The sequence below is a fragment of the Kribbella shirazensis genome (genome assembly GCF_011761605.1).
Taxonomy (GTDB): Bacteria; Actinomycetota; Actinomycetes; order Propionibacteriales; family Kribbellaceae; genus Kribbella; species Kribbella shirazensis.
The window spans coordinates 3,484,811-3,511,237 of record NZ_JAASRO010000001.1; the positions used below are offsets into that span (position 1 = coordinate 3,484,811).

The 26,427-nt window shown below is 68.9% G+C and carries 17 protein-coding genes; 13 read left to right on the forward strand and 4 right to left on the reverse strand.

Going from position 1 to position 26,427, the window contains the following annotated elements; genetic code table 11:
- The first annotated feature begins 33 nt into the window (after window positions 1-33).
- Window positions 34-2,145, forward strand: a complete 2,112-nt coding sequence (locus tag BJY22_RS17180; RefSeq protein ID WP_202891150.1) for a DUF6351 family protein — start codon at window positions 34-36, stop codon at window positions 2,143-2,145.
- Here the strand turns inward: BJY22_RS17180 and BJY22_RS17185 are convergent.
- Together BJY22_RS17185 and BJY22_RS17190 are read right to left on the reverse strand one after the other, a co-directional pair.
- Window positions 2,129-4,984, reverse strand: coding sequence for a glycoside hydrolase family 2 TIM barrel-domain containing protein (locus BJY22_RS17185; protein ID WP_167207979.1), 2,856 nt, complete (start codon window positions 4,982-4,984; stop codon window positions 2,129-2,131). The genes BJY22_RS17180 and BJY22_RS17185 overlap by 17 nt on opposite strands.
- Window positions 4,981-6,738: a glycoside hydrolase family 127 protein gene (locus BJY22_RS17190; RefSeq protein ID WP_167207981.1), complete on the reverse strand. Its 1,758-nt coding sequence runs from the start codon at window positions 6,736-6,738 to the stop codon at window positions 4,981-4,983. The genes BJY22_RS17185 and BJY22_RS17190 overlap by 4 nt, the downstream gene beginning before the upstream one ends.
- A 228-nt stretch (window positions 6,739-6,966) precedes the next feature.
- On the opposite strand from BJY22_RS17190, the gene BJY22_RS17195 reads away from it, so the two are divergent.
- The 12 genes from BJY22_RS17195 to BJY22_RS17250 are packed head-to-tail and all read left to right on the forward strand — an operon-like array spanning window position 6,967 to window position 23,875.
- Window positions 6,967-9,348, forward strand: coding sequence for an Ig-like domain-containing protein (locus BJY22_RS17195; RefSeq protein ID WP_167207983.1), 2,382 nt, complete (start codon window positions 6,967-6,969; stop codon window positions 9,346-9,348).
- Between the two features lie 10 nt (window positions 9,349-9,358).
- Entirely contained in the window at window positions 9,359-11,350 is a 1,992-nt protein-coding gene (locus BJY22_RS17200; RefSeq protein ID WP_167207985.1) for an ABC transporter substrate-binding protein, read from the forward strand.
- The gene (locus BJY22_RS17205; protein WP_167207987.1) at window positions 11,350-12,348 is read left to right on the forward strand and encodes an ABC transporter permease; all 999 of its coding nucleotides are present in this window, start codon (window positions 11,350-11,352) and stop codon (window positions 12,346-12,348) included. The genes BJY22_RS17200 and BJY22_RS17205 overlap by 1 nt, the downstream gene beginning before the upstream one ends.
- Before the next feature lie 6 nt (window positions 12,349-12,354).
- Window positions 12,355-13,506 carry an ABC transporter permease gene (locus tag BJY22_RS17210; protein WP_167207989.1) on the forward strand — a complete coding sequence of 384 codons (1,152 nt, stop codon included), beginning with the start codon at window positions 12,355-12,357 and terminating at the stop codon, window positions 13,504-13,506.
- Window positions 13,507-13,514: 8 nt separating this feature from the next.
- The gene (locus BJY22_RS17215; protein WP_167207991.1) at window positions 13,515-14,513 is read left to right on the forward strand and encodes an ABC transporter ATP-binding protein; all 999 of its coding nucleotides are present in this window, start codon (window positions 13,515-13,517) and stop codon (window positions 14,511-14,513) included.
- Entirely contained in the window at window positions 14,510-15,517 is a 1,008-nt protein-coding gene (locus BJY22_RS17220; RefSeq protein ID WP_167207993.1) for an ABC transporter ATP-binding protein, read from the forward strand. The genes BJY22_RS17215 and BJY22_RS17220 overlap by 4 nt, the downstream gene beginning before the upstream one ends.
- A 12-nt stretch (window positions 15,518-15,529) precedes the next feature.
- Window positions 15,530-17,074, forward strand: coding sequence for an ABC transporter substrate-binding protein (locus tag BJY22_RS17225; RefSeq protein ID WP_167207995.1), 1,545 nt, complete (start codon window positions 15,530-15,532; stop codon window positions 17,072-17,074).
- Entirely contained in the window at window positions 17,071-18,135 is a 1,065-nt protein-coding gene (locus tag BJY22_RS17230) for a sialidase family protein (protein ID WP_337758753.1), read from the forward strand. The genes BJY22_RS17225 and BJY22_RS17230 overlap by 4 nt, the downstream gene beginning before the upstream one ends.
- Entirely contained in the window at window positions 18,132-19,541 is a 1,410-nt protein-coding gene (locus BJY22_RS17235) for a DUF5060 domain-containing protein (RefSeq protein ID WP_167207999.1), read from the forward strand. The genes BJY22_RS17230 and BJY22_RS17235 overlap by 4 nt, the downstream gene beginning before the upstream one ends.
- Complete coding sequence (locus BJY22_RS17240; protein WP_167208001.1) at window positions 19,538-20,710, forward strand: DUF5605 domain-containing protein; 1,173 nt, start codon at window positions 19,538-19,540, stop codon at window positions 20,708-20,710. Before BJY22_RS17235 ends, BJY22_RS17240 begins: the two co-directional genes overlap by 4 nt.
- Window positions 20,710-22,770 (forward strand): hypothetical protein, encoded by a 2,061-nt coding sequence (locus tag BJY22_RS17245; RefSeq protein WP_167208003.1) that lies wholly within the window; start codon window positions 20,710-20,712, stop codon window positions 22,768-22,770. Before BJY22_RS17240 ends, BJY22_RS17245 begins: the two co-directional genes overlap by 1 nt.
- Window positions 22,760-23,875 carry a glycosyl hydrolase family 28 protein gene (locus BJY22_RS17250; RefSeq protein ID WP_167208005.1) on the forward strand — a complete coding sequence of 372 codons (1,116 nt, stop codon included), beginning with the start codon at window positions 22,760-22,762 and terminating at the stop codon, window positions 23,873-23,875. The genes BJY22_RS17245 and BJY22_RS17250 overlap by 11 nt, the downstream gene beginning before the upstream one ends.
- Here BJY22_RS17250 and BJY22_RS17255 read toward each other — a convergent pair.
- A complete protein-coding gene (locus BJY22_RS17255) occupies window positions 23,853-25,070 on the reverse strand; it encodes a four-carbon acid sugar kinase family protein (protein WP_202891151.1) in 1,218 nt (405 codons plus the stop codon). The two genes, BJY22_RS17250 and BJY22_RS17255, sit on opposite strands and share 23 nt — an antisense overlap.
- Complete coding sequence (locus BJY22_RS17260) at window positions 25,063-26,346, reverse strand: RuBisCO large subunit C-terminal-like domain-containing protein (RefSeq protein ID WP_167208007.1); 1,284 nt, start codon at window positions 26,344-26,346, stop codon at window positions 25,063-25,065. Before BJY22_RS17260 ends, BJY22_RS17255 begins: the two co-directional genes overlap by 8 nt.
- Window positions 26,347-26,427: the final 81 nt, after the last annotated feature.

Here is a 26,427-nt window from a genome sequence, read left to right on the forward strand (position 1 = left end):
CGAGGTTGTTGCCGCCTGAGCCTTGGAGGACCTGTGATTCGTTCCGGACCGGTTCGTCTGATCGTCGCGCTGCTCGCCGGCGCGCTCGTGGTCCCCGCGGTCCCCGCACTCGCGTCGCGGGAGGTGAAACTGGAGGTGCTGTCGAGCCGGGCCGGCACGGTGACCGGGGGCGATGCGCTCGTGCACGTCGCCGTACCGGATGTGGACGACCGCGTGCGGGTGACGCTGAACGGCGACGACGTGTCGTCGGTGTTCACGCCGGACGGGACCGGGCTGACCGGGCTGGTGCGGGGCCTGCGGCTCGGGCCGAACGTGCTCCGCGCGGAGGCGGACGGACAGCGTACGACGCTGGAGCTGCACAACCACCCGCGCCAGGGCCCGGTGTTCTCGGGGCCGCACGAGCAGCCGTTCGTGTGTGAGACCGCGAAGTTCACGATCCCGGTGATCGGCGGCACGCTCGGCGATCCGCTCGACAAGGACTGCACGGTCGCACCGCGGGTCGACTACTTCTACCGGACGACCGCGGCCAAGTTCGTGAAGTGGCCGAGCGGCGCCACGACGTACCCCGCCGATCTCGCGAAGACGGGCTCTGGTGACCCGTTCATCGTGCGGATGGAGACGGGGAGTGCGAACCGGGCCGTCGTCCAGACCACCATGCTGCACGATCCGCTGCGCGAGGCCGCGCCGACGCCGACGCGGCGCTCCTCCAACTGGAACGGGCGGGCGATCTTCACGCTCGGCGGCGGGTGCGCCGGCGGCTGGTACCGCTCCGGCTCCACGACCGGAGGCGTGACGGACGCGGTCCTGCTCGCTCGGGGGTACGCGTTGATGTCGTCGTCGCTGAACGTCTTCGGGCAGAACTGCAACGACCTGACCGCGGCCGAGTCGGCGATGACGACCAAGGAGCTGTTCGTCGAGCACTACGGCCGGCCGGACTTCACGATCGGGTTCGGGTGCTCGGGCGGCTCGTACCAGGCACACCAGATCACCGACAACTACCCGGGGATCTTCGACGGCATCATCGTCGGCTGCTCGTTCCCGGAGGTCGGGTTCGGCACGGTGTCCTTCATCAGCGACGCGTGGCTGCTGAACTCGTACTTCACCACGTCGGGCATCGCGTGGACGCAGGAGCAGAAGCGCCAGGTGTCCGGATTCCAGACGTACGCGACGCTGCCGGCCATGGCGGTCAGTGCGAACCGGATCGACCCGCGGAAGAACTGCACCGTCGTCCCGCCGGCCGAGCGCTACGACCCGGTGACGAACCCGGGCGGCGCCCGGTGCGACGTGTTCGACCACACGATCAACGCGTACGGGGCCGATCCGTCGACCGGGTTCGCGCGGCGGCCGCTGGACAACGTGGGGATCCAGTACGGGCTGAAGGTGCTGAAGTCCGGGGCGATCACGCCCGCGCAGTTCCTCGACCTGAACCAGCGGGTCGGCGGCTTCGACGCGGACGCGAACCTGGTGCCGTCCCGGACCGTGGCGGATCCGCAGGCCGTGCGTGCGGCGTACCGGACCGGGCGGCTGACCAACGGCGGCGGCGGGCTGAAGGACGTGCCGATCATCGACTACCGGGCGTACGCCGACACCAATCCGAACGGCGACATCCACGTCCGCTACCACACGTTCTCGATGCGCTCCCGGCTGGAGAAGGCGAACGGTACGTCGGCCAACCAGGTGAGCCTGCTCGAGGATTCGACGTACGGCGGGTTCAGCACCGCGAGCCCCCTGCTGCGGCACGCGGTCGACTCGATGGATCGTTGGCTGACCCAACTGACCGCTGACAGTACGTCGCGGCCGCGGATCGAGAAGATCGTGGCGGCGCGGCCGGCCGGACTGATGGAGGGCTGCCGGGTGCCGTCGTCGACGGAGTTCGTCGCGCAGCCGCTGGACCGGGACCCGGCGTCGCGCTGCGAGCGCTTGTTCCCGTCGGCGTCGTTCCCGCGCGAGGTGGCCGGTGCGGGGGTGGCGGCGGACGTGATCAAGTGCAAGCTGCGGACGCCGGTACGGTCGGAGTACCCGGGCTTCACCGACGCTCAGTGGGACAAGCTGCTGGCGATCTTCCCCGAGGGCGTCTGTGACTGGTCGACGTCGGGGATCGGCCAGGAGCCGCTGGCCGGGACGTGGATCAGCTTCCCAAACTGAACCTGAAGCTGTGCTGCTGCGGCTGCAGGTCGTGCGGCGGGAGGATCGGCGCACCACTCGTCGGCGAGCCGAGACCGTGCTGCAGGGCATCCAGCGTGATCCAGACCCGGTCGCCGGGCCGGAGATCCGCTGGGTGCTCGGCAGCGGCCAGGTCGGCGATCGTCCAGCGGCGGACGGTCACCGCCAGGTGCGGGTCGCCGGCCAGGCGCAGCTTGCCCGCGCTACCGGAGAGCTCGGCCCAGCGGACGTCGCCGCGGGCGCCGTTCTCCTGCGGGTACAGGTAGGGCACCTGGAGATCGTCGATCGTCCTGGTATGGCGACCGATCCGGGCCGCCGACCGCGAGTCGGGGTACGCCTGCCCCGGCCCGAGCCCGAACCAGGTCATGGTCTGGAACCCGGCCGGCACGCCGAACGTCACGCCCAGCCGCGCCCACGGCACCGACCACTCACCCAGCGGCTCGACGTCCACGTCCGCCGTCAGCCGGTGGCCGTCGGTAGTCCACCGGTACGTCGTCAGCACCCGGGCATCCGTTGCCGCCGCGCCGACCATCGTCACCACGGTGAGCCCGTCGGCTGTGGGCTCCACGGAGACGGTTCGATAGCGCAGGCGGTCAAGCCCGGCGTTGGCCCATCGGGTCTTCCGGTCGAGTGTCGTCGCGTCCCACGTTCGGGCGTCATGCTGCGTAGGCGCCCGCCACAGCTCCAGCGGCACATGCTCGATTCCCCACCCGGACAAGCGGACCAGCCGTCCGGTCCGCCCGTCGAACCGGCCCGGCCCCAGGTCCACCAGTTCCCGGTTGAGGCGTTGACCCCTGAGATGTGGTGCGGGTGCGGAGGCGGGCGTGGGGGCGGGGGAGTGTGGGGCGAGGTGGGTTTGGGTGAAGGCGACCTCGTGGCCGGCCGGGGCCCAAGGGGTGTCGTGGACGAGTACTGCGCGGATCGTCAGCCAGCGTTCGCGGTTCTGGACCGGTAGCTGGGGCAGCTGCACCGTGGCTGAGTCGCCCGCGGAGATGACGGGGAGGTCCAGGGTGCCGCGAACGGCGACGATGCCTTCGTCGGCGACGTCCCACTGCAGGCGGAGGTGAGACGTGTCCAGGACGTCGTACCGGTTCGTGATGGTCAGCATGTCGTCGACAACCGACAAGCGGACCGGTTCGTAGACCTTGTGGACCTCGGCCAGGACGGGTTGCGGCCTGAGGTCGGGGAAGACCAGGCCGTCGAGTACGTAGGTGCCGTCGTGCAGTTCCTCGCCGAAGTCGCCGCCGTACCCGTAGGAACCGTCGGCGCGCAGGATGCCGTGTTCCATCCACTCCCAGAGGAACCCGCCTTGGCAGCGTTCGTACCGGTCGAACAGCTCCTCGTACTCCGGCAGCCCGCCCGGACCGTTGCCTCCGGCATGCGAATACTCACACAGCACGAACGGCATCGCCCGCCGGCGAGCGTCCAGCGCGGGATCCTCCAGCGGCTTCTCGGCGCGCTTGCCGATCGCCTCCACCTCGGCGTGCGACGCGTACATCCGGCTGTAGACGTCCACGTCCGCGCAGGACAGGTCGCCTTCGTAGTGCACCGGACGGGATGGATCGCGGTCCCGGGTCCAGGCCGCCATCGCGGTGAGGTTCGACCCGACACCGGCCTCGTTGCCCAACGACCACATCACCACGCACGGGTGGTTCTTGTCCCGCTCGACCGTCCGCCGCATCCGGTCCAGCGACGCGTCCAGGAACCGCGGATCGTCGGCCGGGTTCCCGCGCCAGTCGAGCAGGAAGAAGCCGTGCGTCTCGTAGTCGCATTCGTCCATCACCCAGAACCCGAGCTCGTCGCACAGCTCCAGCAGCCGCGAGTCCGGCGGGTAGTGGCTGGTCCGGATCGCGTTGATGTTGTGCCGCTTCATCACGAGCAGCTCTTCGCGCATCCGCTCGACAGGTACGGCGCGACCGAACACCGGATCGTGCTCGTGCCGGTTCACGCCGTGGAAGACGATCCGCCGGCCGTTGACCCGCAGTACGCCGTCGACGATGTCCACCGTCCGGAACCCGATCCGCAGCGACACCCGTTCACCGGGCAGCTCGACGACCGCGTCGTACAGCCGCGGTACCTCGGCCGACCACGGCTCGACACCGGGAATCGTCACCGTCTCCCCGCACGGAACCTCGACGTCCAGCGACGGGATCCGCACGACCGCACCCGGCGACGACTCGACCCGCAGCACGCCCGCGCCGTCGGCATAGTCCGCGTGGACGAACACGTCCGCGTCCATGCTGTCGACGGGCCGTGAGATCAAGGTGACGTCGCGGAAGATCCCCGGCAGCCACCACATGTCCTGGTCCTCGAGGTACGACCCCGACGACCACTGATGGACCCGCACCGCCAGCACGTTCCGCCCCGGGCGCAGGACGTCACCGACCGCGAACTCGGCCGGCAGCCGCGAACCGCGCGTCACCCCGAGCTCGACCCCGTTCAGCCACACCCGCGCGCACGAGTCCACCCCGTCGAACCGCAGTACCGTCGGACCGTTCCACGCGTCCGGCAGTTCGAAGACCAGCCGGTGGTCGCCGGTCGGGTTCTCGTCCGGCACGTACGGCGGATCGACCGGGAACGGGTACTTCTGGTTCGTGTACGCCGGACTCCCGTGCCCGTGGAGCTGCCACGACGACGGCACCGGCAACCAGTCCCACTCGGAGTCGTCGAAGTCCACGGCCTCGAAGCCGGTCTCGACGACCGAGGGCGACAGCTTGAACCGCCACTGCCCGTTCAGACTCAACCGCGGCGCATCCGACCGTACGGCGGCCCGCGCCGGCAGCACGCCGTACCCCGGACCCGGATCTTCCCAATAGTTCATGCGTCCTCCCGGATCCAGACCGTCATCGGGCCGACCGTCCGGTTCGCCCACGCGTAGTACGGGATCGCGGTCAGCGTTCCGTCGCGCGCCGGCACCTCGATCGTCGTCACGCCGCCGAGCAACCCGGGCTGGTCCCGCTCGATCAGCTCACCCGGGACGACCGCGGTTTCGTCGAGTACGGCGTCCGCGTCCTGCTGCTCGAAGCAGTACACCAACGGACCGCGTTCGATCGCGACGCATCCGCGCACCGAGTCGATCCGCTCGTCGGGTGTCGTACGGCGGGCCGTGACCGGCAACTCGAGCACGACCTCGTCACCCACCGACCACACCCGTCGCAGCGGTCCTTCGAACCCGTTGATCGTCAACCGGTGGCTGTCCGCCCACGCCGGGATCCGCAGTCCGAGCGTCCACGGTGTGTCCGGAGTGGCTGTGATCCGCACCCGGACCGTCCCATGCCACGGGTACTCGGTCTCGATGTCGAAGCCGATGGAACCCATCCGCACCGAGGCCGGCGCGTACAGCTGCACCTGCACCCCGTCGTCGTCCGAGGTCGCGACCAGCTGATCGAGCGACGACAACGTCCGCATCACGTTCGGCGGGCAGCACGCCGTCCCGAACCAGGGCTGCCGCCCGCCGACCGCGGAGCGCTGGTCGTCGGCGAAGGCGTTGTGCCGCACCTTCAGCGTGTTCACGTAGAAGAAACTGTCACCGCCGAGCGAGACGCCGGAGATCACCGCGTTGTAGAGCGTGCGCTCGATCAGGTCGGCGTACTTGCTCTCACCCGTCGCGAGCAGCAGGCGCCAGCTCCACTGCACGCTGGCGATCGCCGCACAGGTCTCGCAGTACGCCGCATCCGGCGGCAACTCGAACGGGTCGCCGAACGCCTCGCCGTACCAGCGGGACCCGACGCCGCCGGTCAGGTACGTCTGGCTGTCGACCATCGTCTGCCAGGTGGCCTGCAGCGCGTCGAGCAGCTCGGCGTCACCGGTCTCCACCGCGACGTCGGTCGCCCCGGCCGCGAGATAGAGCGCGCGGACCGCGTGGCCGGCGATCGTGCGGACGTCGCGCACCGGCAGATGATCCTGGAAGTACGCCGGGCCGTGGTGGCCCGGGGGAGTGAGCGTCCCGTGGCCGCGGGCCTCCACGAAGTACGACGCCAGCTCGAGGTACGCCGCCGTACCGGTCTCACGGTAGAGCTCGACGAGCGCCATCTCGATCAGTGGATGTCCGTCGACACCTTCGAGCCGGCCGGGTCCGAAGGTCTTGCACAGGTGATCGGCGAACCGGGACGCGACGTCGAGCAGCGTGCGATCGCCTGTGGCTCGGACCTGCGCGACCGCCGCTTGCAGCAGGTGTCCCGCGCAGTAGAGCTCGTGGCCCTTCTCCAGGTCGCCGTACCGCTGACCGCCGAGCGCGAGCCGCGTGTGGGTGTTGAGATACCCGTCGGGCTCCTGGGCCGCGGCGACCAAGGCGCTCGCGCCGGACTGCCAGTCGGCGAGCTGGGGTGACGGCTCGCGGGCCTGTTCCCAGGCGACCGCCTCGAGCCACTTGTAGACATCGGTGTCGGCGAACAACTTCCCGGCGAAGCCACCTGATTCGGTGCCGGCCGCCCGGCGGAAGTTCTCGAGCGTGCCGACCTCCTCGAGGCGCTGCGCCGCGGCCGGGATGGTGGCGTCGCGGTTGGTCCGCTGACGCTCCAGCCAGAAGCCTCCGGTGATTGACGTGCTGCCGAAAGGGAGTGGGCGCAAAGGCATGGAGGCAAGGTAACCACCGCCTCCGAGGTCCGGGCAAGGGTTCGTGCAAACGATTGCGGTCGAGAAAATCACCGCATGCAAACGATTGCGGTTTTGTGGTGTCATCCTCTTGACACGGCTTCGTAACCTCCGTGACCATGAGGGCCGTCGTTCCATTCGGACTTGACTAGATATTCAGACTGCGCAACTCAGCAGCCGCCGCCCCCTGCCGAAAGCGAGGCATGGACGATGACCGAAACTCAACCGGTCGAATCCCCGACACCGGGTTGGTCCCGGCGTGGATTCGTCGGGACCACCGCGGCCGCCATCGGCGTCGCGTCCCTCGGGATCACCCCGACGGCGAGCGCGAAGACCGCCGCCGGCACCGCCGCGTCCGACGACCAGCTGCCTGCCTTCCCCGGTGCCGAGGGCGCCGGCAAGTGGGCCAAAGGCGGTCGCGGCGGCTCCGTGTACGAGGTCACCACGCTGGCCGATTCCGGACCCGGATCGCTGCGGGACGCGGTCTCCGGCTCCGACCGGACCGTCGTGTTCCGGGTCTCCGGGACGATCCACCTCGAGACCGGCCTGATGATCTCCGGCAACAACCTGACCATCGCCGGACAGACCGCGCCTGGTGGCGGGATCTGCGTGGCCGGTCACGGCACCGGGATCAAGGGCGGCGCGCACGACATCGTGATCCGCTACCTGCGGTTCCGCCTCGGCGACCTGACGTCGGTGGTGGGTGACGCGTTCGAGACCAACGTGCCGGGCTCGGTGAGCCCGGAGATCCGCAACCTGATCATCGACCACTGCTCGTTCAGCTGGGCGGTCGACGAGTGCCTGTCGCCGTACGGGAACTTCGACGTCACGGTCCAGTGGTGCATCGTCTCCGAGGGCCTCGCGCTGTCCACGCACCCGAAGAACCGGCACGGGTACGGCGGTATCTGGGGTGGCGAGCGGAACACCTACCACCACAACCTGATCGCCCACCAGGGTGGACGGCAGCCGCGCTTCGGCTACACCGAGGCGATCAACCTCGAGGTCGACTACTACAACAACGTGGTCTACGACCACGGGTACACCTCGGTGTACGGCGGCGAGTGGGCCAACGGCATCAACATCATGAACAACTTCTACAAGCCGGGCCCGACCACGCTCCCCGAGGTCGCACCGGTCGTGGTGAGCGCGAACCGCGGCGGCCAGTGGCACATCTCGGGTAACGAGGTCGAGGGCCACCCGGACGTCACCGCGCACAACCGGCGCGGGATCAGGTACCCGATCGGCGGCATCGTCGAGCTGGCCGAGCCGCAGTCGATCCCCGGCCGCGGTGACGTGCAGCCGGCCGCGAAGGCGTACGAGGCGGTGCTGGCCGGCGCCGGTGCGATCCTGCCGAAGCGCGATGCGGCCGACGCCCGGCTGGTCGAGGAGGTCCGCAACGGCACCGGCCGGCTGCTGAACTCGCAGAAGGAAGTGGGCGGCTACCCGGAGCTGATCCAGGCCGAGGCGCCGGTCGACTCCGACCACGACGGCATCCCGGACTGGTGGGAGAAGGCGAACGGCCTCGACCCGAACGACCCGTCCGACGCGCAGAAGATCGCGCCGAACGGCTACACCTACCTGGAGAACTACCTCAACTCGCTGGTCCCGGACCCGGTCGGCAACCCGACGGTGCGGATCACCGGCCCGGCGCAGAACCAGGTCTTCGCCGGCCGGACGGCGCCGACCGTGACGATCGCGGCCGACGCCGCGGCGGCCAAGGGCGGTGAGCTGGCCAAGGTCGAGTTCTTCGTCGGCGACCAGGTGATCGGTACCGCGACACGGGCGCCGTACCAGGCCCAATGGAAAGACGTTGCCGACGGCTCCTACTGGGTGACCGCGAGGGCGACGGACAAGAACGGTACGGCGACCCAGTCGAGCTCCGTCCAGATCCACGTCAACCGCCAGACCGGTACGGCGGGCTGGACCTCGGCGTCGATCGGGAAGCCGCCGGTGCCGGGCTCCGGCAACCTGGAGAACGGTGTCCTGACCATCAAGGGGTCGGGCCGGATCTACGCGCGGACCAGCAACTTCCACTACGTCTACCAGAAGCTCCAGGTCGGCGGCGCCGGTGCGGTCTCGAGCCTCACCGCGCGACTGGACAAGGTCAGCAAGATCGCCAACGGGCTGACCGCGGGCCTGATGATCCGCGACTCGCTGGACCCGGCCGCGCCGTTCATGTACGGCGGGATCGGCTTCGGCGTGGCCGGCGGGTACGGCACCGTCAACGACAACGCGAGCGCCGCGCCGACGGCCACCGACGACGGTGGCATGAAGGCCCAGGCGATCCGCATCCAGACCCACGGAGCGGTGCCGAGTGTCGGCCCGTGGCCGTGGGACGACAGCTACCTGGATCCCACGAAGGTGTACTGGCTGCGGCTGCTCCGGCGCGAACGCCCGCAGGCCCGCGAGGTCGAGTTCGAGGCCTTCATCTCCACGGATCAGGTCAAGTGGGACCGCTTCGGCTACGAAAGGATCATGATGCCGAGCCGGACCTTCTACATCGGTTTCGCGATCGACGGCGGCAGGATCGACAACGCCTTGATCGACTATGGCACCGCGCAGTTCAGCAACATCAAGCTCGAGCAGCAGTGAGGTAGACAGCATGTCCAACGTGTCCCAACGCATGATCGATCGACGCCGGCTGCTGCAGGGCGGTCTCGGACTCCTGGCGGTCGCGACCGTCCCCGGCTGCGGCTTCTTCGACACCAAGCCGGCCGGTGCCGGCGCCCAGGCCGCGGCGGCCGGCGAGAAGGAATCGCCGATGCTGAAAGCCCTGGTGGACAAGGGCTCCCTGCCCCCGCTGGCGGACCGGCTCCCGAAGAATCCCCCGGTGATCAAGCCGCTGGCCGGCAAGGCGATGTACGGCGGCACCTGGCGCTCGGCGATGCTGACCCAGGAGGACACCCAGTGGCTGTGGTACGCGATGCGCTACGAGCCGCTGGTCCGCTGGAAGCCGGACAAGACCGGCAAGCCCGGCTACGACGAGATGGAGGCGAACACCGCCGAGTTCACGGTCGATGCCGAGAGCAAGGTGTTCACGTTCAAGCTGCGTGAGGGCCTGAAGTGGTCCGACGGCAAGCCCTGCACGGCCGACGACATGGTCTTCACGATCCTCGAGGTGCAGTGCGACACCGGGCTGCACCCGGACGGAATCTACGACGCCTTCCTGTCCTCGGACACCGAGAAACTGGTGAAGGTCGAGAAGGTCGACGAGCGGACGGTCACGCTGACCTACACCGCGCCGCAGCCGTCGCTGCTCGGACAGATCGCCGACGGCATCTTCGAGCGCGAGGGCGCCTACGGGATGCTGCTGCCGAAGCACTACTTCCAGCAGTTCCACCTGAAGTACAACAAGAACGTCAACGCGCTGGCGAAGAAGGCCGGTGTCGGCAGCTGGACCGACCTGTTCGCGCAGAAGCAGAACCCGTGGACCAACCCGGAGCAGCCGACGCTCGCACCGTGGAAGGTGACGAACCCGCTCGGCAAGGGCTCCGCGGTCACGCTGACCCGCAACCCGTACTACTGGAAGGTCGACGACGCCGGCCGCCAGCTGCCGTACATCGACAACTGCCGTGTCGAGGTCGTGCAGGACGCGCAGGTCGAGCTGCTGAAGGTGATGAACGGCGAGTTCGGCATGCAGTACCGGAACTTCGGTACGCCGCAGAACAAGCCGGTCGTCGCGCAGAACCGGGAAAAGGGCGGCTACAAGATCTTCGAGGTGCCGACCCAGCTCACGAACACCATGGTCATCGGCATCAACATGACCCACAAGGACCCGGTCAAGCGGGCACTGTTCGCGAACAAGGAGTTCCGGGCCGGCCTGTCGCACGCGATCAACCGCAAAGAGGTCATCGACGCGGTGTACGCCGGTCAGGGTGAGCCCTGGCAGGGCGCGCCGCCGAAGGACTCGCCGTACTACAACGAGCAGCTCGCCACGCAGTTCCTCGAGTTCGACGTCGCCAAGGCGAACAAGCACCTGGACGCCGCGGGGCTGACCAAGAAGTCCGCCGACGGCAAACGGCTCGGCGCGGACGGCAAGCCGGTGTCGGTCGCCGTACAGGTCAGCGAGTCGTTCCCGGACCACGTCGAGGCGATCGAGTTCGTCAAGAAGCGCTGGGCCGCGGTCGGGATCGAGCTGCGCACGCAGGCGATCAGCGAGGACCTCTACAAGGAGCGGGTCAAGGCCAACGACCACGACGCCGGCACCTGGACCTGCGGCACCTTCGTGCTGCCGACCGGTACCGGCGGCGACCACTACTGGGTGCCGACCAACGACGGCAGCGCGCGGTACGCGATCACCTGGGCGCAGTGGTACCAGTCGCAGGGTGAGGAGGGCACCGAGCCGCCGGCGGAGGTGAAGAAGCAGATGGAGCTGTTCACCCAGGCGCGGCAGGAGCCGGACCCGGGCAAGACGCTCGAGCTCGGCAAGCAGATCCTGCAGATCGCGGCCGACCAGTTCTACTACATCGGGATCAGCTCGGTGCCCAACACGTACGGCGTGGTGAAGAACGACTTCCACAACGTGCCGGAGAAGATGAGCGAGTCGGTTGCCCCGGGCATCGTCCACCCCGAGCAGTTCGCGATCGGGCAGTAATGCTGCGTTTCGTGGCCCGGCGGCTGGTCTGGATGGTCATCACGCTGGCGGCGATCTCCTTCGTCACCTTCGTGGTCATCAAGCTGCCGCCGGGCGACTACACCACCACGGTGATCGCCAACGCGGAGGCCCGCGGCCAGGACATCCCGGACTCGCAGATCGCCGAGCTGAAACGGCACTACGGCCTCGACAAGCCGTTCATCGTGCAGTACCTCACCTGGATCAAGGGGGTGGTGCTGCACGGTGACCTCGGGCAGTCGTTCGCGTGGAACCAGTCGGTCGCCAGCCTGATCGGCAACCGGGTGCTGCTCTCGATGCTGCTGTCGATCGGCAGCCTGCTGTTCGTCTGGTCGATCGCGTTCCCGATCGGCATCTACAGCGCGCTGCGGCAGTACTCGCCCGGCGACTACCTGGCGTCGTTCCTGGGCTTCATCGGGATGGCCGTCCCGGAGTTCATGCTCGCGCTGGTGATGATGTGGATCGGGTTCCGGTACTTCGGCCAGAGTGTCGGCGGACTGTTCTCACCGGAGTACGCCGACGCCGCCTGGAACCTGGGCAAGCTGCTCGACCTGATATCGCACCTGTGGGTGCCGATCGTCGTGGTAGGGGTCGCGGGGACGGCGGGACTGATCCGGATCACCCGGGCCAACCTGCTCGACGAGTTGCACAAGCCGTACGTCGCGACCGCCCGGGCGAAGGGCCTGCCGGAGTGGAAGCTGCTGCTCAAGTACCCGGTCCGGATGTCGCTCAGCCCGTTCTTCAGCACCGTCGGCTGGCTGCTGCCGGGACTGATCAGCGGCGAGACGATCGTGTCGGTCGTGATGAGCCTGCCGACCAGCGGCCCGTTGCTGCTCGGCGCGGTGAAGAGCCAGGACATGTATCTGGTCGGCAGCTTCGTGCTGATCCTCAGCACGCTGACGGTGATCGGCACGATGCTCAGCGACCTCGCACTGGCCTGGTGGGATCCGCGGATCCGTGCCCGGTTCCAGAAGGGATAGATCTGAATGGTCCAGCAGACCGAGGCGATCGCCCCTGAGTCACCGCCCGGCGCCCAGCAGGCGCCGGGGGAGGTGGTGAAGAGCCTTCGCGACCACGGCGCGCTGCCGCAGTGGCGGCTGATGTGGCGGCAGTTCCGCCGGCACCGGCTGGCGCTGATCGGGCTGATCGTGCTGATCCCGATCTACTTCATCGCGATCTTCGCCGGGTTCTTCGCGCCGTCCAGCTCGGACACCGCGCACACCGCGCTGCCGTACGCCCCGCCGCAGCGGGTGCACATCGACAGCGAGCACGGAATGTTCGTGTACGGGTACTCGTCGACGCGTAACCAGGAGACGTTCGAGCAGACGTTCACCGTCGACAAGTCGAAGATCGTCGACGTCGGGTGGTTCGTGCGCGGTGACGAGTACACGGTTCTCGGGCCGATCAAGTCGAACATCCACCTGATCGGCCCGACCAAGGCCGGCGAGGCGTTCTTCCTGGTCGGCGCCGACCACTCCGGCCGGGACCTGTTGTCTCGGCTGATCCACGGCGCCCGGGTCTCGTTGTCGATCGGCCTGATCGGCGTGTTCGCGAGCTTCCTGCTCGGCATGCTGATCGGCGGCATCTCCGGCTACCTGGGCGGCACGGTCGACAACCTCATCCAGCGCGTCATCGAGTTCATCATGTCGATCCCGACACTGCCGCTGTGGATGGCGTTGTCGGCGGCCCTGCCCAGCAGTTGGGGACCGTTGACGAGATACTTCGCGATCACGGTGATCCTGTCGCTGATCGGCTGGACCGGGCTGGCGCGCGACGTTCGCGGCCGGTTCCTCAGCCTGCGCGAGGAGGACTTCGTGATGGCCGCCCGGCTGGACGGGGTCGGACGGACCGGGATCATCTTCGGCCACATGGTGCCGTCGTTCGCCAGCCACATCATCGCGTCCATCTCGATGGCGGTACCGCGGATGATCCTCGCCGAGACCAGCCTGTCGTTCCTCGGCCTCGGCCTGCAGGCGCCCGCGGTCAGCTGGGGTGTGCTGCTCGAGGGCGCGCAGAACATCCGCGCGGTCGCCACCGCCCCCTGGCTGCTCACCCCGGGCCTCGCGGTCGTGGTCGTCGTACTCGCCATGAACTTCGTCGGCGACGGTCTGCGTGACGCCGCGGATCCCTACAAGTAGGAGCCTCCATGCAACCGTTGTTGGAAGTGCGCGAGCTCAGGACCCACTTCGAGCTCGGCGACGGCGTGGTCAAGGCGGTCGACGGCGTCAGCCTGACCGTGCCACGCGGTCGCACGCTGGCCGTGGTCGGTGAGTCCGGGTGCGGCAAGAGCGTCACGGCGCGGTCGATCCTGCGGCTGGTCGAGCGGCCGGCCCGGATCGTCGGCGGCCAGGTGCTGCTGTACGACGACGAGTCCGGCAAGGAGCCGCTCGACCTGCTCGCCGCGAAGGACAAGCGGCTGCGGGAGGTGCGCTGGGCCGACATCGCGATGGTGTTCCAGGAGCCGATGGCGTCGCTCAGCCTGGTGCACACGATCGGCGACCAGATCGTCGAGGCGGTCCGGCTGCACGAGAACGTCGGCAAGCAGGCGGCCCGCGAACGGGCGATCGAGATGCTCGGCCGGGTCGGCATCCCGGACCCGCAGCGCCGGGTCGACGCGTACCCGTTCGAGCTCAGCGGTGGGATGCGGCAGCGCGCCATGATCGCGATGGCGCTGTCCTGCCGGCCGCGGCTGCTGATCGCGGACGAGCCGACGACCGCGCTGGACGTGACCACGCAGGCGCAGATCCTCGACCTGCTGCAGGACCTCCAGCAGGAGTTCGGGATGGCGATCATGCTCATCACCCATGACCTCGGCGTCGCGGCACAGGTCGCCGACGAGGTCGCGGTGATGTACCTGGGCGAGGTCGTCGAGCAGGGGCCCGCGTCCGCCGTACTGAGCAAGCCCAAGCATCCGTACACGCAGGCGCTGGTGCGCTCGGTCCCGCGGCTGGGGGCGAGCAGCCAGGACCGGTTGGTCGCCGTCCGCGGGACCGTTCCACCGCCCTACGAACGGCCGTCCGGCTGCCGGTTCCATCCGCGCTGCGACGCGTTCATGACGGACAAGTGTGACCGGATCGTGCCGGCGCGGGTGCGCAGCGACGAGATCGACGTCGCCTGCCTGCTGTACGGGGAGGGGGAGCGATGAACCTGCTCGAGACCAACGGCCTGACGATGCACTTCCCGCTGCACGGCGGGTTCTTCGGGCGCAACCGCGGGTTCGTGAAGGCGGTCGACGGTGTCGACCTGTCGATCCGGGCCGGCCGGACACTCGGACTCGTCGGTGAGTCGGGCTGTGGCAAGACGACGCTCGGGCGCTGCATCGTGCGCGCGTACGAGCCGACGTCGGGCAGCATCATGTTCGACGGCGTCGACCTGGCGCCGCTGACCGAGAAGCAGCTGAAGCCGTACCGCGCACAGGTCCGGCTGATCTTCCAGGACCCGCACTCGTCGCTCGACCCGCGCAAGACACTGCGCGACATCATCGCGGAACCGCTGAAGGTCCAGGAGGCCGGTTCCCGCGACGAGATCGACGACAAGGTCGCCGCGCTGCTGCGGCGCGTCGGGCTGCGGGCGGAGTATGCGCATCGCTACCCGCACGCGTTCAGCGGCGGTGAGCGGCAGCGCGTGGTGATCGCGCGGGCGCTCGCGACCGATCCGCGGCTGGTGGTCGCGGACGAGGCGGTCAGCGCGCTCGACGTCTCGGTCCGGGCCCAGATCCTCAACCTGCTCAGGGATCTGCAGGAGGAGTCCGGGCTCACCTACCTGTTCGTGTCCCACGACCTCGGCATCGTCGAGCACGTCGCCGACGACGTCGCGGTGATGTACGTCGGCAAACTCGTGGAGAGCGCGTCGACCGAGGAGCTGTACAGCAAGCCCTTGCACCCGTACACCGAGGCGCTGCTCAGCGCCGTACCGGATCCCGACCCCGCGTCCCGCGGGCAACGCGAGCGGATCAAGCTGCGCGGCGAGATCGCGGATCCCTCGAAGGTGCCGGCCGGCTGCCCGTTCCATCCCCGGTGCGGGTACGCCGAAGCCCGGTGTGCGACCGAAGTCCCGCAGCTGCGCGAGATCGGTGGCCGCAAAGTCGCGTGCCATTTAGCCGAGCAGCTCGACCTGAAGGGTGTCCTCGCGGCCACCACCGCCCCGTAGAAAGGCCCGTCCATGTCTGAAACCCCCACCCCCGCCGAGCGCCCCGAGTCCGGCGCCGGCATGTCCCGCCGCGGCTTCGTCCGCAACACCGCCCTGATCGGCGGGCTCGCGGCCCTCGGCGGCGCGCTGCAGGCCGCTCCTGCCGCAGCGGCCGGCACCAGTTCCACCACCGCGACGTCGCGCGGCAACGTCAGCTCTGCCACCGGCACGGTCGACATCCCGAACCGGTACAACGTGCCGTTCTCGGTGGCCGACGACGAGTTGTTCGTGTTCGCCGCCAACTTCAAGCCGTTCGAGCTCGGCGGCAACGACCAGGGCCGGGAGTCGACCCGGTACTTCGACACCGTGTTCGGTGACGCGATCCGGGCCAAGTTCCCGACCGTCAAGCTGAAGTACGCCACCTGGGACTACCCGATCCGGTACGAGGACCTCGCCAAGGCCGGCCGGGTGCCGGACCTGATCCTGGAGGACCCCCGGCTGCGGATCGACCGGGACCTCGAGCCGCTCGGCTGGACGCAGGACATCACGTCGCTGGTGCAGGGCGCCGGCATCGACCTGACCAAGCTGAACATCGCCTCGGTCGAGCAGATCAAGTCCCGCTCCGACGGCGGCCTGTACGGCGTCCCGCTGTGGATCGACGAGAGCCTGCTGTTCTACAACAAGCTGATCTTCGACAAGTTCGGCGAGAAGTACCCGGCTCTCGGATCGACGTACGACGACGTCTACAAGCTGGCTGTGAAGCTCACCCGGCAGGACGGGATCCACCACTACAAGGGCTACATGCAGCACCCGGACAACTACCTCGCGATGAACCAGCTCGGGCTGTACCCGTTCGTGCCCGGTTCCAGCGAGCAGCCGGCGCCCGAGGACGTGAAGGTCAACCTGACCAGCGCGGAGTGGAAGACCGTCGCGAACAACCTGCACCGGTTCCTGATGATCCCGCGGAACAACTTCACCACGGTGGACGACTTCTTCAAGGGTGACATGAGCTTCCCCGGCCACCTCGCGATGGCGGTGAACAACCTGTCGAAGCTGAATGCGTACGCACTCAGCTCGTACTACGTCGAGGAGGACGACGCCGACCAGTTCGCCGAGTGGGCGAAGAGCGTGCAGATCGGGGTCACCTCGATGCCGGTGCTGTCGCGCGGCGCGAACACGATCTACCAGCCGGACACCCGGGCCGCGTTCATCCCGCCGCAGTCGCAGCACAAGGACCAGGCGCTCGACGTGGTCAAGTACCTGGTGTCGGAGGAGATGCAGACCCGCATCTCGTCGTACGGCATGAAGGCGGTGCTGAAGACCGACGCCGTGGTGAACGCGTTCGGTACGGCGATCCCGGAGCTCGCGGCGATCGACACCTCGGCCGTGTACTGGGGCGAGAACGCGGTGATCAAGAACTACCAGAACACCGAGTACTGGGACATCCCGCTGTACAAGGTCTTCCGGCAGCACGTGCTCAAGGACGGCATGGACGTCGACTCGTCCCTGCTGGTCACCGAGACGCAGGACATCCCCGACTACATCAAGGCGCAGGTCGCCCGCGGGCTCACATGGTGACGGATCCCAGGTTCGACGGCCGCATCCGAGAGGGTGCGGCCCTCCTGCCCACCATCCATCCCGGCGACAGCCACGCCGCGACGCTGGTCGAGACGGCGAACGGCGACCTGTTGTGCGCCTGGTTCAACGGCCCCGGCGAGGGCGAACCGGACACCAACATCGTCCTCTCCCGCCTCCCGGCAGGCACCGACACCTGGCTCGAGCCGGTGCAGCTGTCCTCCGACCCGAAGCGCTCCGAACAGAACCCGTTGTTGTTCGTCACCCCGGACGAGGACGTCTGGTTGTTGCATACGTCGAACGAACCGCACGACCAGTCCACCTCGCGCGTGATCCGCCGGGTGTCGCACGACGGTGGATTGACCTGGGACCGGAGCGAGGTGCTGTTCGACCACCTCGGCAGCTTCATCCGCAACCCGATCGTCGTCCTGAGCAACGGCGACTGGCTGGTGCCGGCGTACGACTGTGACAAGACGGCCGAGCGGACCGTCCTGAAGCTCAGCACCGACCGGGGTGACACCTGGTCGACCGTCGAGGTGCCGGACGCCGTCGGGCAGGTGCAGATGAGCATCGTGGAGCTGTCGCCCGGCGAGCTCGTCGGGTACTTCCGCAGCCGCGCGGCGGACCGCATCTACACGTCCGTCTCGAAGGACAACGGCCGCACCTGGACGTCCCCGGAGCGGACCGCACTGCCGAACAACAACTCCGCCGTCCAGGTCCTCCGGCTGGCCGACGGGCGTCTCGTCCTGGTGTTCAACGACTCGTCCGCCGAACGCGACCAGTTCCGCTGGGTCGACGACGGCAAGGGCGGCGTACGGCGGAAGACGCTGCGGACCCCGCTGACGCTGGCGCTGTCCGAGGACGACGGCGCGACCTGGCCGTACTGGCGGAACCTGCAGGTGCAGGACGAGGAGTACCGCGAGAACGAGTTCGGCTACTCGTACCCGACGCTGCTGCAGACCCGGGACGGCCGGCTGCACGTCGCGTACTCGTACCTGCGCAAGACCATCAAACACGTGATCCTGGCGCCCGAGTGGATCCAGGCAGGAGACCGGTTGCCATGACGAGTATCGAGAAGTGGGGCCTGCACGAGCTGACGCTGTCCGGCCCGCCGGAAGTGCCCGGCGGCAACCCGTTCGCCGACGTGGAGTTCCAGGTCACCTACCAGTTCCGGAACCGGATGGTGACCGTCGACGGCTTCTACGACGGCGACGGCACCTACCGGGCCCGGTTCTCACCGGACCGCGAAGGGGACTGGTCGTACATCACGTCCAGCTCGGCCGCGGAACTCGACGGCCACCGCGGCACCTTCACCTGCGCTCCGCCAGGCCAAGGCAACCACGGCCCCGTCACAGTTCTTGGCAGGCACCACTTCTCGTACGAGGACGGCAGTCGCTACGACTGCATCGGAACAACCTGCTACCACTGGACGTACGAGACGAAGGAGCTCCAGGAGCTCACCCTCGAATCGTTGCGCTCAGCACCTTTCGACAAGGTCCGGATGTGCCTGCTGCCGACGGACGGGATGCGCCCCGAGCGCACCCCGTTCGCCGGCGCGACACCGGGCGAGGTCGACGTGGAGCGCTTCGACCCGGTGTTCTTCCAGCACTTCGAGAGCCGGGTCGCCGACCTGCTGGCGCTGGGCATCCAGGCCGACCTGATCCTGTTCCACCCGTACGACCGGGGCGTGTGGGGATTCGACCGGATGACCCCGGCGCAGGATGCGGCCTTCCTGCGGTACGTCGTCGCGCGGTTGGCGGCGTACCGCAACGTCTGGTGGTCGCTGTCCAACGAGTACGACTTCAACCACGAGAAGACGATCGCGGACTGGGACCGGCTGCTGCAGGTCGTGCAGCGGTACGACCCGTACCAGCGGCTGCGATCGATCCACAACGGCACCAAGATGTACGAGGTCTTCACGCCGTACGACTTCGGCAAACCGTGGATCACCCACCAGAGCGTGCAGCACTGGGACGGGGCCGAGGTCGCCGAATGGCGGGACTGCCCGAAACCGGTGGTGATCGACGAGATCGGCTACGAGGGCAACGCCGGCCGCCGCTGGGGGAACCTGACCGCGGACGAGCTGGTGCACCGGTTCTGGCAGGGCATGTCGCTCGGCGGGTACGTCGGGCACGGCGAGTCCTTCGTCGACCGCGAGACGCGTGCGTGGATCTCGGTCGGCGGGCGGCTGTACGGCGAGAGCCCGGAGCGGATCGACTTCCTCCGGGCCGTGTTCGCCGGACTGCCGCGGCAGTCGGACGGTGAGGTCGACACCGATCGGTGCGTGCTGCACTACCTGGGTGACCGCCAGCCGTCGGCCGTCGAGCTCGAGCTGCCGGACGGTCCGCCGTTCCACTTCGACCTGATCGACACCCGGGCGATGACCATCACCCCGCTCGACGAGTTCACCGGACCGAGCCGGATCCCACTGCCCGCCACGCCGTACCTCGCCCTGAGAGGGACCCGATGACGTCAGTAGCACGCTGGGACGTGCTCCAACTGCCTGTGTCCGGCCCGACCAGCTTGGTGTTCCGGCACGCCGGCGGCGCCTCCGCGTACGCCGAGTCGTTCCGGTCCGGGGACGGCTGGCTGGTTCGCTTCAGCCCTGACCTCGAAGGCAGCTGGACGTACGACGGCGGTTCCGTCACCTGCACGCCGGCGACGTCTACGGGCCCGGTGCGCCGGTCCGGGACGGCGTTGCGGTGGGCGGACGGGACGCCGTACCACCCGCTCACGACGACGTGGTTCGGGCAGCCGGACCAATGGGCCGCCGCCCGGCCGGCGTTGGCGGCGTCGCCGTTCAACCGGGTCCGGCTGCGCCACAGCGACGCTGTCGAGGAGCAGGTGCGCGATCTGCTGGCCGCTGACATCGTGGCGGACGTGGTGCTGCCGCCGGACGAGGCTGTGGTCCGCGACGCGGTCAACCGGCTGTCGGCGTACCGGAACGTCACGTGGTGTCTGGAAGAGACGTCGGACGCTCGGCGACTGGCGGAGCTGATCGCCGAGCTGGACAGCGGGCATCACCTGATTTCGATGCACGAGGCAACGGACCCCGGGCCGCCCTGGCTGACTCATCTCAGCGTGCGGCTCGAGAACCTCCGCGGTGTGTCGGCTTTGCGCCGGGACTTCGCCAAACCCGTCTTCGTCGACGCCTGTGGTCACGAGGGCGACGGCACCACCCCCGACACCAGCCTCCGCCCGGAGGAGATGCTGACCCGCATCTGGGAGGGAACGGTCCGGGGCGCGTACGTGACGCACGGCGAGTGGTACGTCGACGCCGAGGACGGACCGTGGTCCGGCGGCGGCGCGCGTCCGGGTGGTGTCGTTGCGCAGCGTCTACGGCTGCTGCGGGAGGTTCTCGACGAGCTGCCCGACGGTGTCGAGCCGATCGACGACTACCGCGATGCGCCGACTCTTGCGGTGCCCGGCTCGTACTACCTGCAGTACCTCGGCGAACACCAGTTCCCGGACCGCACGTTCTCGCTGCCCGAGGGTGTGTACGAGGTCGAGGTACTGGACGTGTGGAACCACGCGGTACGCCGTACGCGGGAAACCGTGACGGGTACTGACTCTGGCACGCTGACCGTGCGGCTGCCCGGCAGGCAGTACCAGGCGATCCAGATCCGCCGGGCGTCCTGATGCCTGCGCTCACCTCCGGACCACGCCAGGCCGAGCTCCGGCGCACGCCGACAGGCGTCGTGCTGCAGTTCGGTCTGGTGGACGGGCCGGTCTACCTCGAACGACCGCTGGCGGACCTGCTCACCTGTTCGGCCGGCCGGCCGTGGCAGGCCGACGCGCTGCAGGCCGATGGCTGGTGGATCTCGCGACGGCCGGGGGAGCACCGGGCCGGTTGCCGCACCGGGCCGATCGCCGTCGAGGTGCGGCTGGCGTTCGACGACGGCGACCGATTGGAGCTGGAGATCCGGTGTCGCAACACGAGCAAACGCCGGCTCGCCGATCTCGCGGTCGGGCTGCTGCTCGACCTGGGGCGCGTGAAGGACAGCCAGCTCACCGTTCCGGGCCTGATCTACAACGACAATCCGTCCGCCGATCCGGCGCGCGCCGTACCTCGCGTCGGCCCGACGCCCGGCGGCGGATTCGTCGCCGAGGAGGACCGGCTGCCGATTCCGGGCGTCAACCTCGAGTGGCGCGACGGCCGTGAACGGCGTTGGCTGTCCGTGTTCTCGCGGCCGCGACCACGCCGCTCGGGTGACGGTCAGGTCCGGTACGGCTCGCTCGGTGTCGTCCGGCACGAGGGGCCGGTCATCGCGGCGCTCAGCGGCGTCCTGATGTTCGACGGCAAGCAGGACGTCCGGTACGTCAGCAAGGCGGAGACCGAGACGACCGACGACGGCTACCTCACGCTGCGGCCCGGCGAGGTCCACACACAACAGCTGGTGCTCGACTGGGGGCCGCAGGAGCTGCGCGGTCACGCGTTCCGGCATCTTGTCCGGACCGCTCGGAGCCTGTTCGCCGATCCCGGCGCCGACGGGCTGACGCTGGACGAACTCGTCGCCCGGAAGGCGGTTGCCCTGGACAACAGGTGGTACCGGTCCGGGACCGTCGCCGGGCACACCAAGTTCAGCGACATCCCGGGGAACGGGCCGCGTAAGTCACGGCACTTCCTGTACGGCTGGACCGGTCAGGCGCTCAAACTGGCCTGGTGTGATGCCCGGATCGGCTTCACCACCCGCGACCGGCTGCGCATCGACCGCTGCCGCGCCGCCGTCGAGTTCTACCTCTCCGGCAGCCCGACCCCGACGCCCGGCCTGCGGCACAACGCCTACCAGGTCAGCACCCGGCGCTGGACCAGCTTCCGCGCCGGGAACCGCCCGATGATCTCCAGCCGTGCGTACGGCGAGACGATCGCGGACCTGGCCGACGTCGTCGCGCTGTTCCGGCAGTACGACGAGCCGGTTCCGCCGTCCTGGCTGGACGCGCTCCAGGAAGCCGTCAGGTACCTTCGCGGCGCCCAACTGCCGGACGGGACGTTCCCGGTCGGCTGGCGCCTCGACGGCAGTCCCGCGGCGACGACGGTCTCGACCGCGGGTGTCCCGTGCGTGCTCGCGGCGCTCAAAGCCTCCGACGTGCTCGACGACGCCGAGCTGTTGTCGGAAGCAACCATCTGGCTGTCCCGGTACCACGACCAGCATGCGCGGACCTTCGACCGTCCGTTCGCCCGCTCCACGCTGGACGCGGCCTGCGAGGACAAGGAGGCCGGCATGTACTACTTCATGGCGGCCTACGAACTCTTCCGCCGTACCGGCGACCCGCTCTACGCCGACTGGTGTGACGTGGCCGCCGACTGGCTCCTCACCTGGGTCTACGTGTGGTCACCGGAACAGGACGACGACTCGCCACTGCACGCCGCCGGGTTCAGCGCCATCGGCTGGCCGTCCGTCAGCGTGCAGAATCATCACCTCGACGTGTTCTTCCCGACGTACGAACTCCTGGCCTTCGGCCTGGCCGCGGACCGTCCCGAGTATGTGACCGCCGCGCGGACCACGCTGCACGCCCTCACTCAGGGCATCGCGGCCGGCACGGGCGACTGGAACTTCCCGCTGCCGGGCGAACAGGGCGAGGCCGTCTTCCAGACCCACTGGCAGCGCCGCGGCCACACCAACACGTGGAATCCCAGCTGGGTCATCGCCGTGCCGCTGGCCAACGCCCTCCGGATCGAGTCCCTGCGTGACGACTGACCGCCTGATCACCGACTACGGCGCCGAGCCCGGCACCGACTGCTCGGCCGCGATCGCGAAGGCGATCGACGCCGGCGGCCGGGTCGTCGTACCCGCCGGTGAGTTCCTGACCGGGCCGATCCGGCTGCGCAGCAACGTCGAGTTGCACGTGGCCGCGGGGGCGACGCTCCGGTTCCACACGGATCCGGCCGCGTTCCCGATCGTCCGCACGCGCTGGCAGGGGATCGAGTGCTTCAGCCACTCACCGCTGATCTACGCGTACGACGAGACGAACGTCGCGATCACCGGCACCGGGACCCTCGACGGCGGCGCGAGTACGGACAACTGGTGGCGCGACACGCGCCCGCGGTCCGACTGGCAGCGGCTGCTGCGGATGGTCGAGGACGACGTACCGGTGGAGGACCGTGTGTTCGAGCCCGGGCACGGGTTCCGGCCGAGCTTCGTCCAGCCGCACAGCTGTCACCGGGTCCGCATCGAGGACGTGCGGATCGTCAACGCCCCGATGTGGGTGGTGCATCCGGTCTTCTGCTCCGACGTCCTCGTGCGAGGTGTCACCATCGACTCGCTCGGGCCGAACAACGACGGCTGCAATCCGGACTCCTGCAAGGACGTGGTGATCACCGGCTGCTCGTTCGCGACCGGCGACGACTGCATCGCGATCAAGTCGGGCCGCGACCACGACGGGCGGCGGGTGGCGCGTCCGGCGCGCAACATCCTCGTCGAGTCCTGCCGCTTCACCGCCGGCCACGGTGCGCTGACGATCGGCAGCGAGGCGTCCGGGGGCGTCCAGAACGTCCATGCCCGCGACCTGCGCGTCACCGGAACCGTCGATCATGCGCTGCGCATCAAGACGAACTCCGAACGCGGCGGCGTGATCGAGAACATCACGGTCGAGGACGTGGCCGTCGACGCCGTCACCACCTCCGCCGTCCTGATCACGACACGGCATGCGGAGCCGGAGCAGTTCGGCGGACACGCTCCCGTCGTACGCGATGTCGCCGTCACCAATCTCTCGGTCCGGTCGGCGCCGCGGACCGTCGAGATCCACGACAGTCCGCAGGCACCGGTCCAGGACTTCCGGTTCACTTCCTCCGAAACTCTGTGAAGAGATCGACGGGGCCGAGCTGCCCCGGCTTGAGGAGAACGTCCAGGCTGCCGAATTCGGAGCTGGCGCGGCACAGGTGGACTCCGGGGGACACTGAGTGCACCAGCTCGAGTGCGGTGATGCCGAGGTGACCTAGCACCTGACCAGAGGTGTCGCCGCCGGCGACGACGACCCGGCGTACGGCGGTGGTTGTGGCGACAGTGCGGATGACACCGGCCAGGGCGGTGGGGATCCGGGGGAGGTCTTCCGCGGTCAGGGCGTTCGTGTGGACGACGACGCCGTCGACGCCGGCTGCGAACGCCTCGGCTGCTTCCCTCGGCGCCTCGTCGGTGAGTGGCAACACCGTCCAGCCGGCAGCTCGGGCGTGCTCGAGCTGGTCGGCGGTCCGTCGCGACTGGCTGCCGGAGACGACCAGCACCGGACCACCTGCACTGGACTTGGGTGGCGTGACGGGTGCGCCGTTCGGGCGGAGGGCGAGGGCCAACGCGCGGGAGAGACCGCCGGAGCCGATCGCGAAGGCAGGTTTTGTCTTGGCCGTCTCCAGGATCGCGCTGCCGAGAGCCGTCAGATCCTCGTCGGTCACGGCGTCGAGGACGACCGCACCAGCCTGGGCGGCAGCTGCGTACGACGCCGGTAAGTCGGCGTAGGTGGTGAGGTGGAGGGACGTGATGGGCAGTGTCGTCTGGGCGGCCAGGTGGCGGCGGAGGTCGGACTCGTGCATGGGGGTCGACGGGTGCGTCGACATCGTGGGCTGACGGTCCAGGCGGTGGATCGTGCCGTCCTCGGCCGCGAAGTGGTGGCTGAAGACCGTGTACCGCCCGAGCTCCGGCTGCGCGACGAGGACGGGTACGACGGACGGTCCGCAGACGTCACGCCCGACCTCGAGCGCGCGACCGATGCTGCCGCGGGTGGGGGCGGAGTCCGCGGTCGAGCAGACCTTGTACTGGATGAAGCGCGGCTCGAGCTCGCGCAAGGCCTGCAGGACCGGACGCAGCTCGGTCGCTTGCTCGTCGGGCGGCAGCGATCGCGCGATCCCGGCGACGCCGATCACGTCGTACCGCTCGGCCAGCGTCCGCAGTTCAGGTGCCGACGGCAACGTCACCAGCAGCACCGCCCGCAGCCCGGTCCGGGCGTACTGCACCATCGCATCCGTCGACCCGGTGAAGTCGTCTCCGTAGAAGGCGACCTCAACCACGGCGGCCTCCGTCCTGCGCGGACGACTGCGGCGCCCCGAACGTGTCCAGCGCTTCCCGCAAGGCAGGCACCTGCTCGGCCGCGTCCTGCAGGTCTGTGCCGGAGGTGGCCGCCGCCCAGGCTGCCCGCATCGCGGTGACTCCGGCGCTCGCGCCGCCCGGGTGACCGTGAATGCCACCGCCGGCCAGCACGAGCAGGTCAGTGGTGTTCGTCCGCCGGTAGGTCTCCGGCGCCAGCCCCGCTGTCTGACCGGACGAAAGCACCGGCAGGGTCTCGTAGCCGCCCAGGAACGGCGTGCGTACGGCGGCGATTGAGCGCAGCACCTCCTCGTCGGTCTCGTAGAACTTGTTGGACAGACCGTTGGTGTGCAGCTGGTCGGCACCGGCGAGCCGGGCGAGCTTGGACCAGGCGACGTAGTCGATGCCGAGCTGCGGCGCTCGGGTGTAGAGACCGGTCATCGCACGATGGCCGTGGATGGGGAGGCTGCAGCGTTCCCGCAGCCAGGCGAGACCGCTGAAGCCGACGAGGTTCACGCAGACCATCACGCAGGTGCCGCCGGCGTCACGGACCAGGTCGTGGTTGGCGGCCATCCGGTCGAGGTCGTCGGTGATGTTGAACGCGTACATCGGACGCCGGCCGGTGCGGGCGGCGACCTTGCCGAGCTCCTCCGACACCACGGCCACCCGCTCGGCGAGCGGCGAATGCGGCGGATTGCCCATCAGTTCGTCGTCCTTGATGAAGTCGATCCCGGCCTCGGCGAGCTCGCGGACGAGGAGGCGGAGCTCCTCGGGTGGCAGCCCGATGCTGGGCTTCACGATCGTGCCGAGCAGGACGCCGTCCGGCCGGTCGAGCAGCTCCCGCGTCCCGCGAACGCCGTACTGCGGTCCGGGGTAGCGCTCGGCGAACGCGAGCGGCAGATCGAGGTCGAGCAGCCGGATGCCGGCGAGCTGGCGGAGCTCGAACAGGTTCCCGGCGACCGCGGCGAGCAGGTTGGGCAACGAGGGACCGAAGTTGTCCAGTCCGAAGGCGATCCGCACGTGCGCGCTGCGCTTGCGCTCGTCACCTGATGCCCCGGGAAGGTCGGCGTTTCCTGTCGGTGGCAGCTCCTCGACCGACAGGACCCTGGCCGCGAACCGCTCCCGGAGCTCGGCCGTTTCGCGGGCGACCTTCACGAACGTCCCGGTCGACTGCTCGCCGGCGATGGCCTCGGCGGCCTGGTCGAGGGGGAGGTAGGTCTCCACCAGGTACGTCGCGACGACCTCGGCAGCTGCTGACATCAGGACTCTCCTTCGCTCGGGACGGCGCGATGGTTCAGTCTCCATCGGGAAACCTCAAGAAAACAAGGCAGATCGGTCACC

What these genes read in the sequence shown, in the direction of transcription:
- BJY22_RS17185 (WP_167207979.1), bottom strand. Translation starts at nt 4,984, where the DNA reads ATGAACTATTGGGAAGATCCGGGTCCGGGGTACGGCGTGCTGCCGGCG.
- BJY22_RS17215 (WP_167207991.1), top strand. Translation starts at nt 13,515, where the DNA reads ATGCAACCGTTGTTGGAAGTGCGCGAGCTCAGGACCCACTTCGAGCTC.
- BJY22_RS17260 (WP_167208007.1), bottom strand. Translation starts at nt 26,346, where the DNA reads ATGTCAGCAGCTGCCGAGGTCGTCGCGACGTACCTGGTGGAGACCTAC.
- BJY22_RS17205 (WP_167207987.1), top strand. Translation starts at nt 11,350, where the DNA reads ATGCTGCGTTTCGTGGCCCGGCGGCTGGTCTGGATGGTCATCACGCTG.
- BJY22_RS17190 (WP_167207981.1), bottom strand. Translation starts at nt 6,738, where the DNA reads ATGCCTTTGCGCCCACTCCCTTTCGGCAGCACGTCAATCACCGGAGGC.
- BJY22_RS17200 (WP_167207985.1), top strand. Translation starts at nt 9,359, where the DNA reads ATGTCCAACGTGTCCCAACGCATGATCGATCGACGCCGGCTGCTGCAG.
- BJY22_RS17210 (WP_167207989.1), top strand. Translation starts at nt 12,355, where the DNA reads ATGGTCCAGCAGACCGAGGCGATCGCCCCTGAGTCACCGCCCGGCGCC.
- BJY22_RS17240 (WP_167208001.1), top strand. Translation starts at nt 19,538, where the DNA reads ATGACGTCAGTAGCACGCTGGGACGTGCTCCAACTGCCTGTGTCCGGC.
- BJY22_RS17195 (WP_167207983.1), top strand. Translation starts at nt 6,967, where the DNA reads ATGACCGAAACTCAACCGGTCGAATCCCCGACACCGGGTTGGTCCCGG.
- BJY22_RS17225 (WP_167207995.1), top strand. Translation starts at nt 15,530, where the DNA reads ATGTCTGAAACCCCCACCCCCGCCGAGCGCCCCGAGTCCGGCGCCGGC.
- BJY22_RS17220 (WP_167207993.1), top strand. Translation starts at nt 14,510, where the DNA reads ATGAACCTGCTCGAGACCAACGGCCTGACGATGCACTTCCCGCTGCAC.
- BJY22_RS17245 (WP_167208003.1), top strand. Translation starts at nt 20,710, where the DNA reads ATGCCTGCGCTCACCTCCGGACCACGCCAGGCCGAGCTCCGGCGCACG.
- BJY22_RS17235 (WP_167207999.1), top strand. Translation starts at nt 18,132, where the DNA reads ATGACGAGTATCGAGAAGTGGGGCCTGCACGAGCTGACGCTGTCCGGC.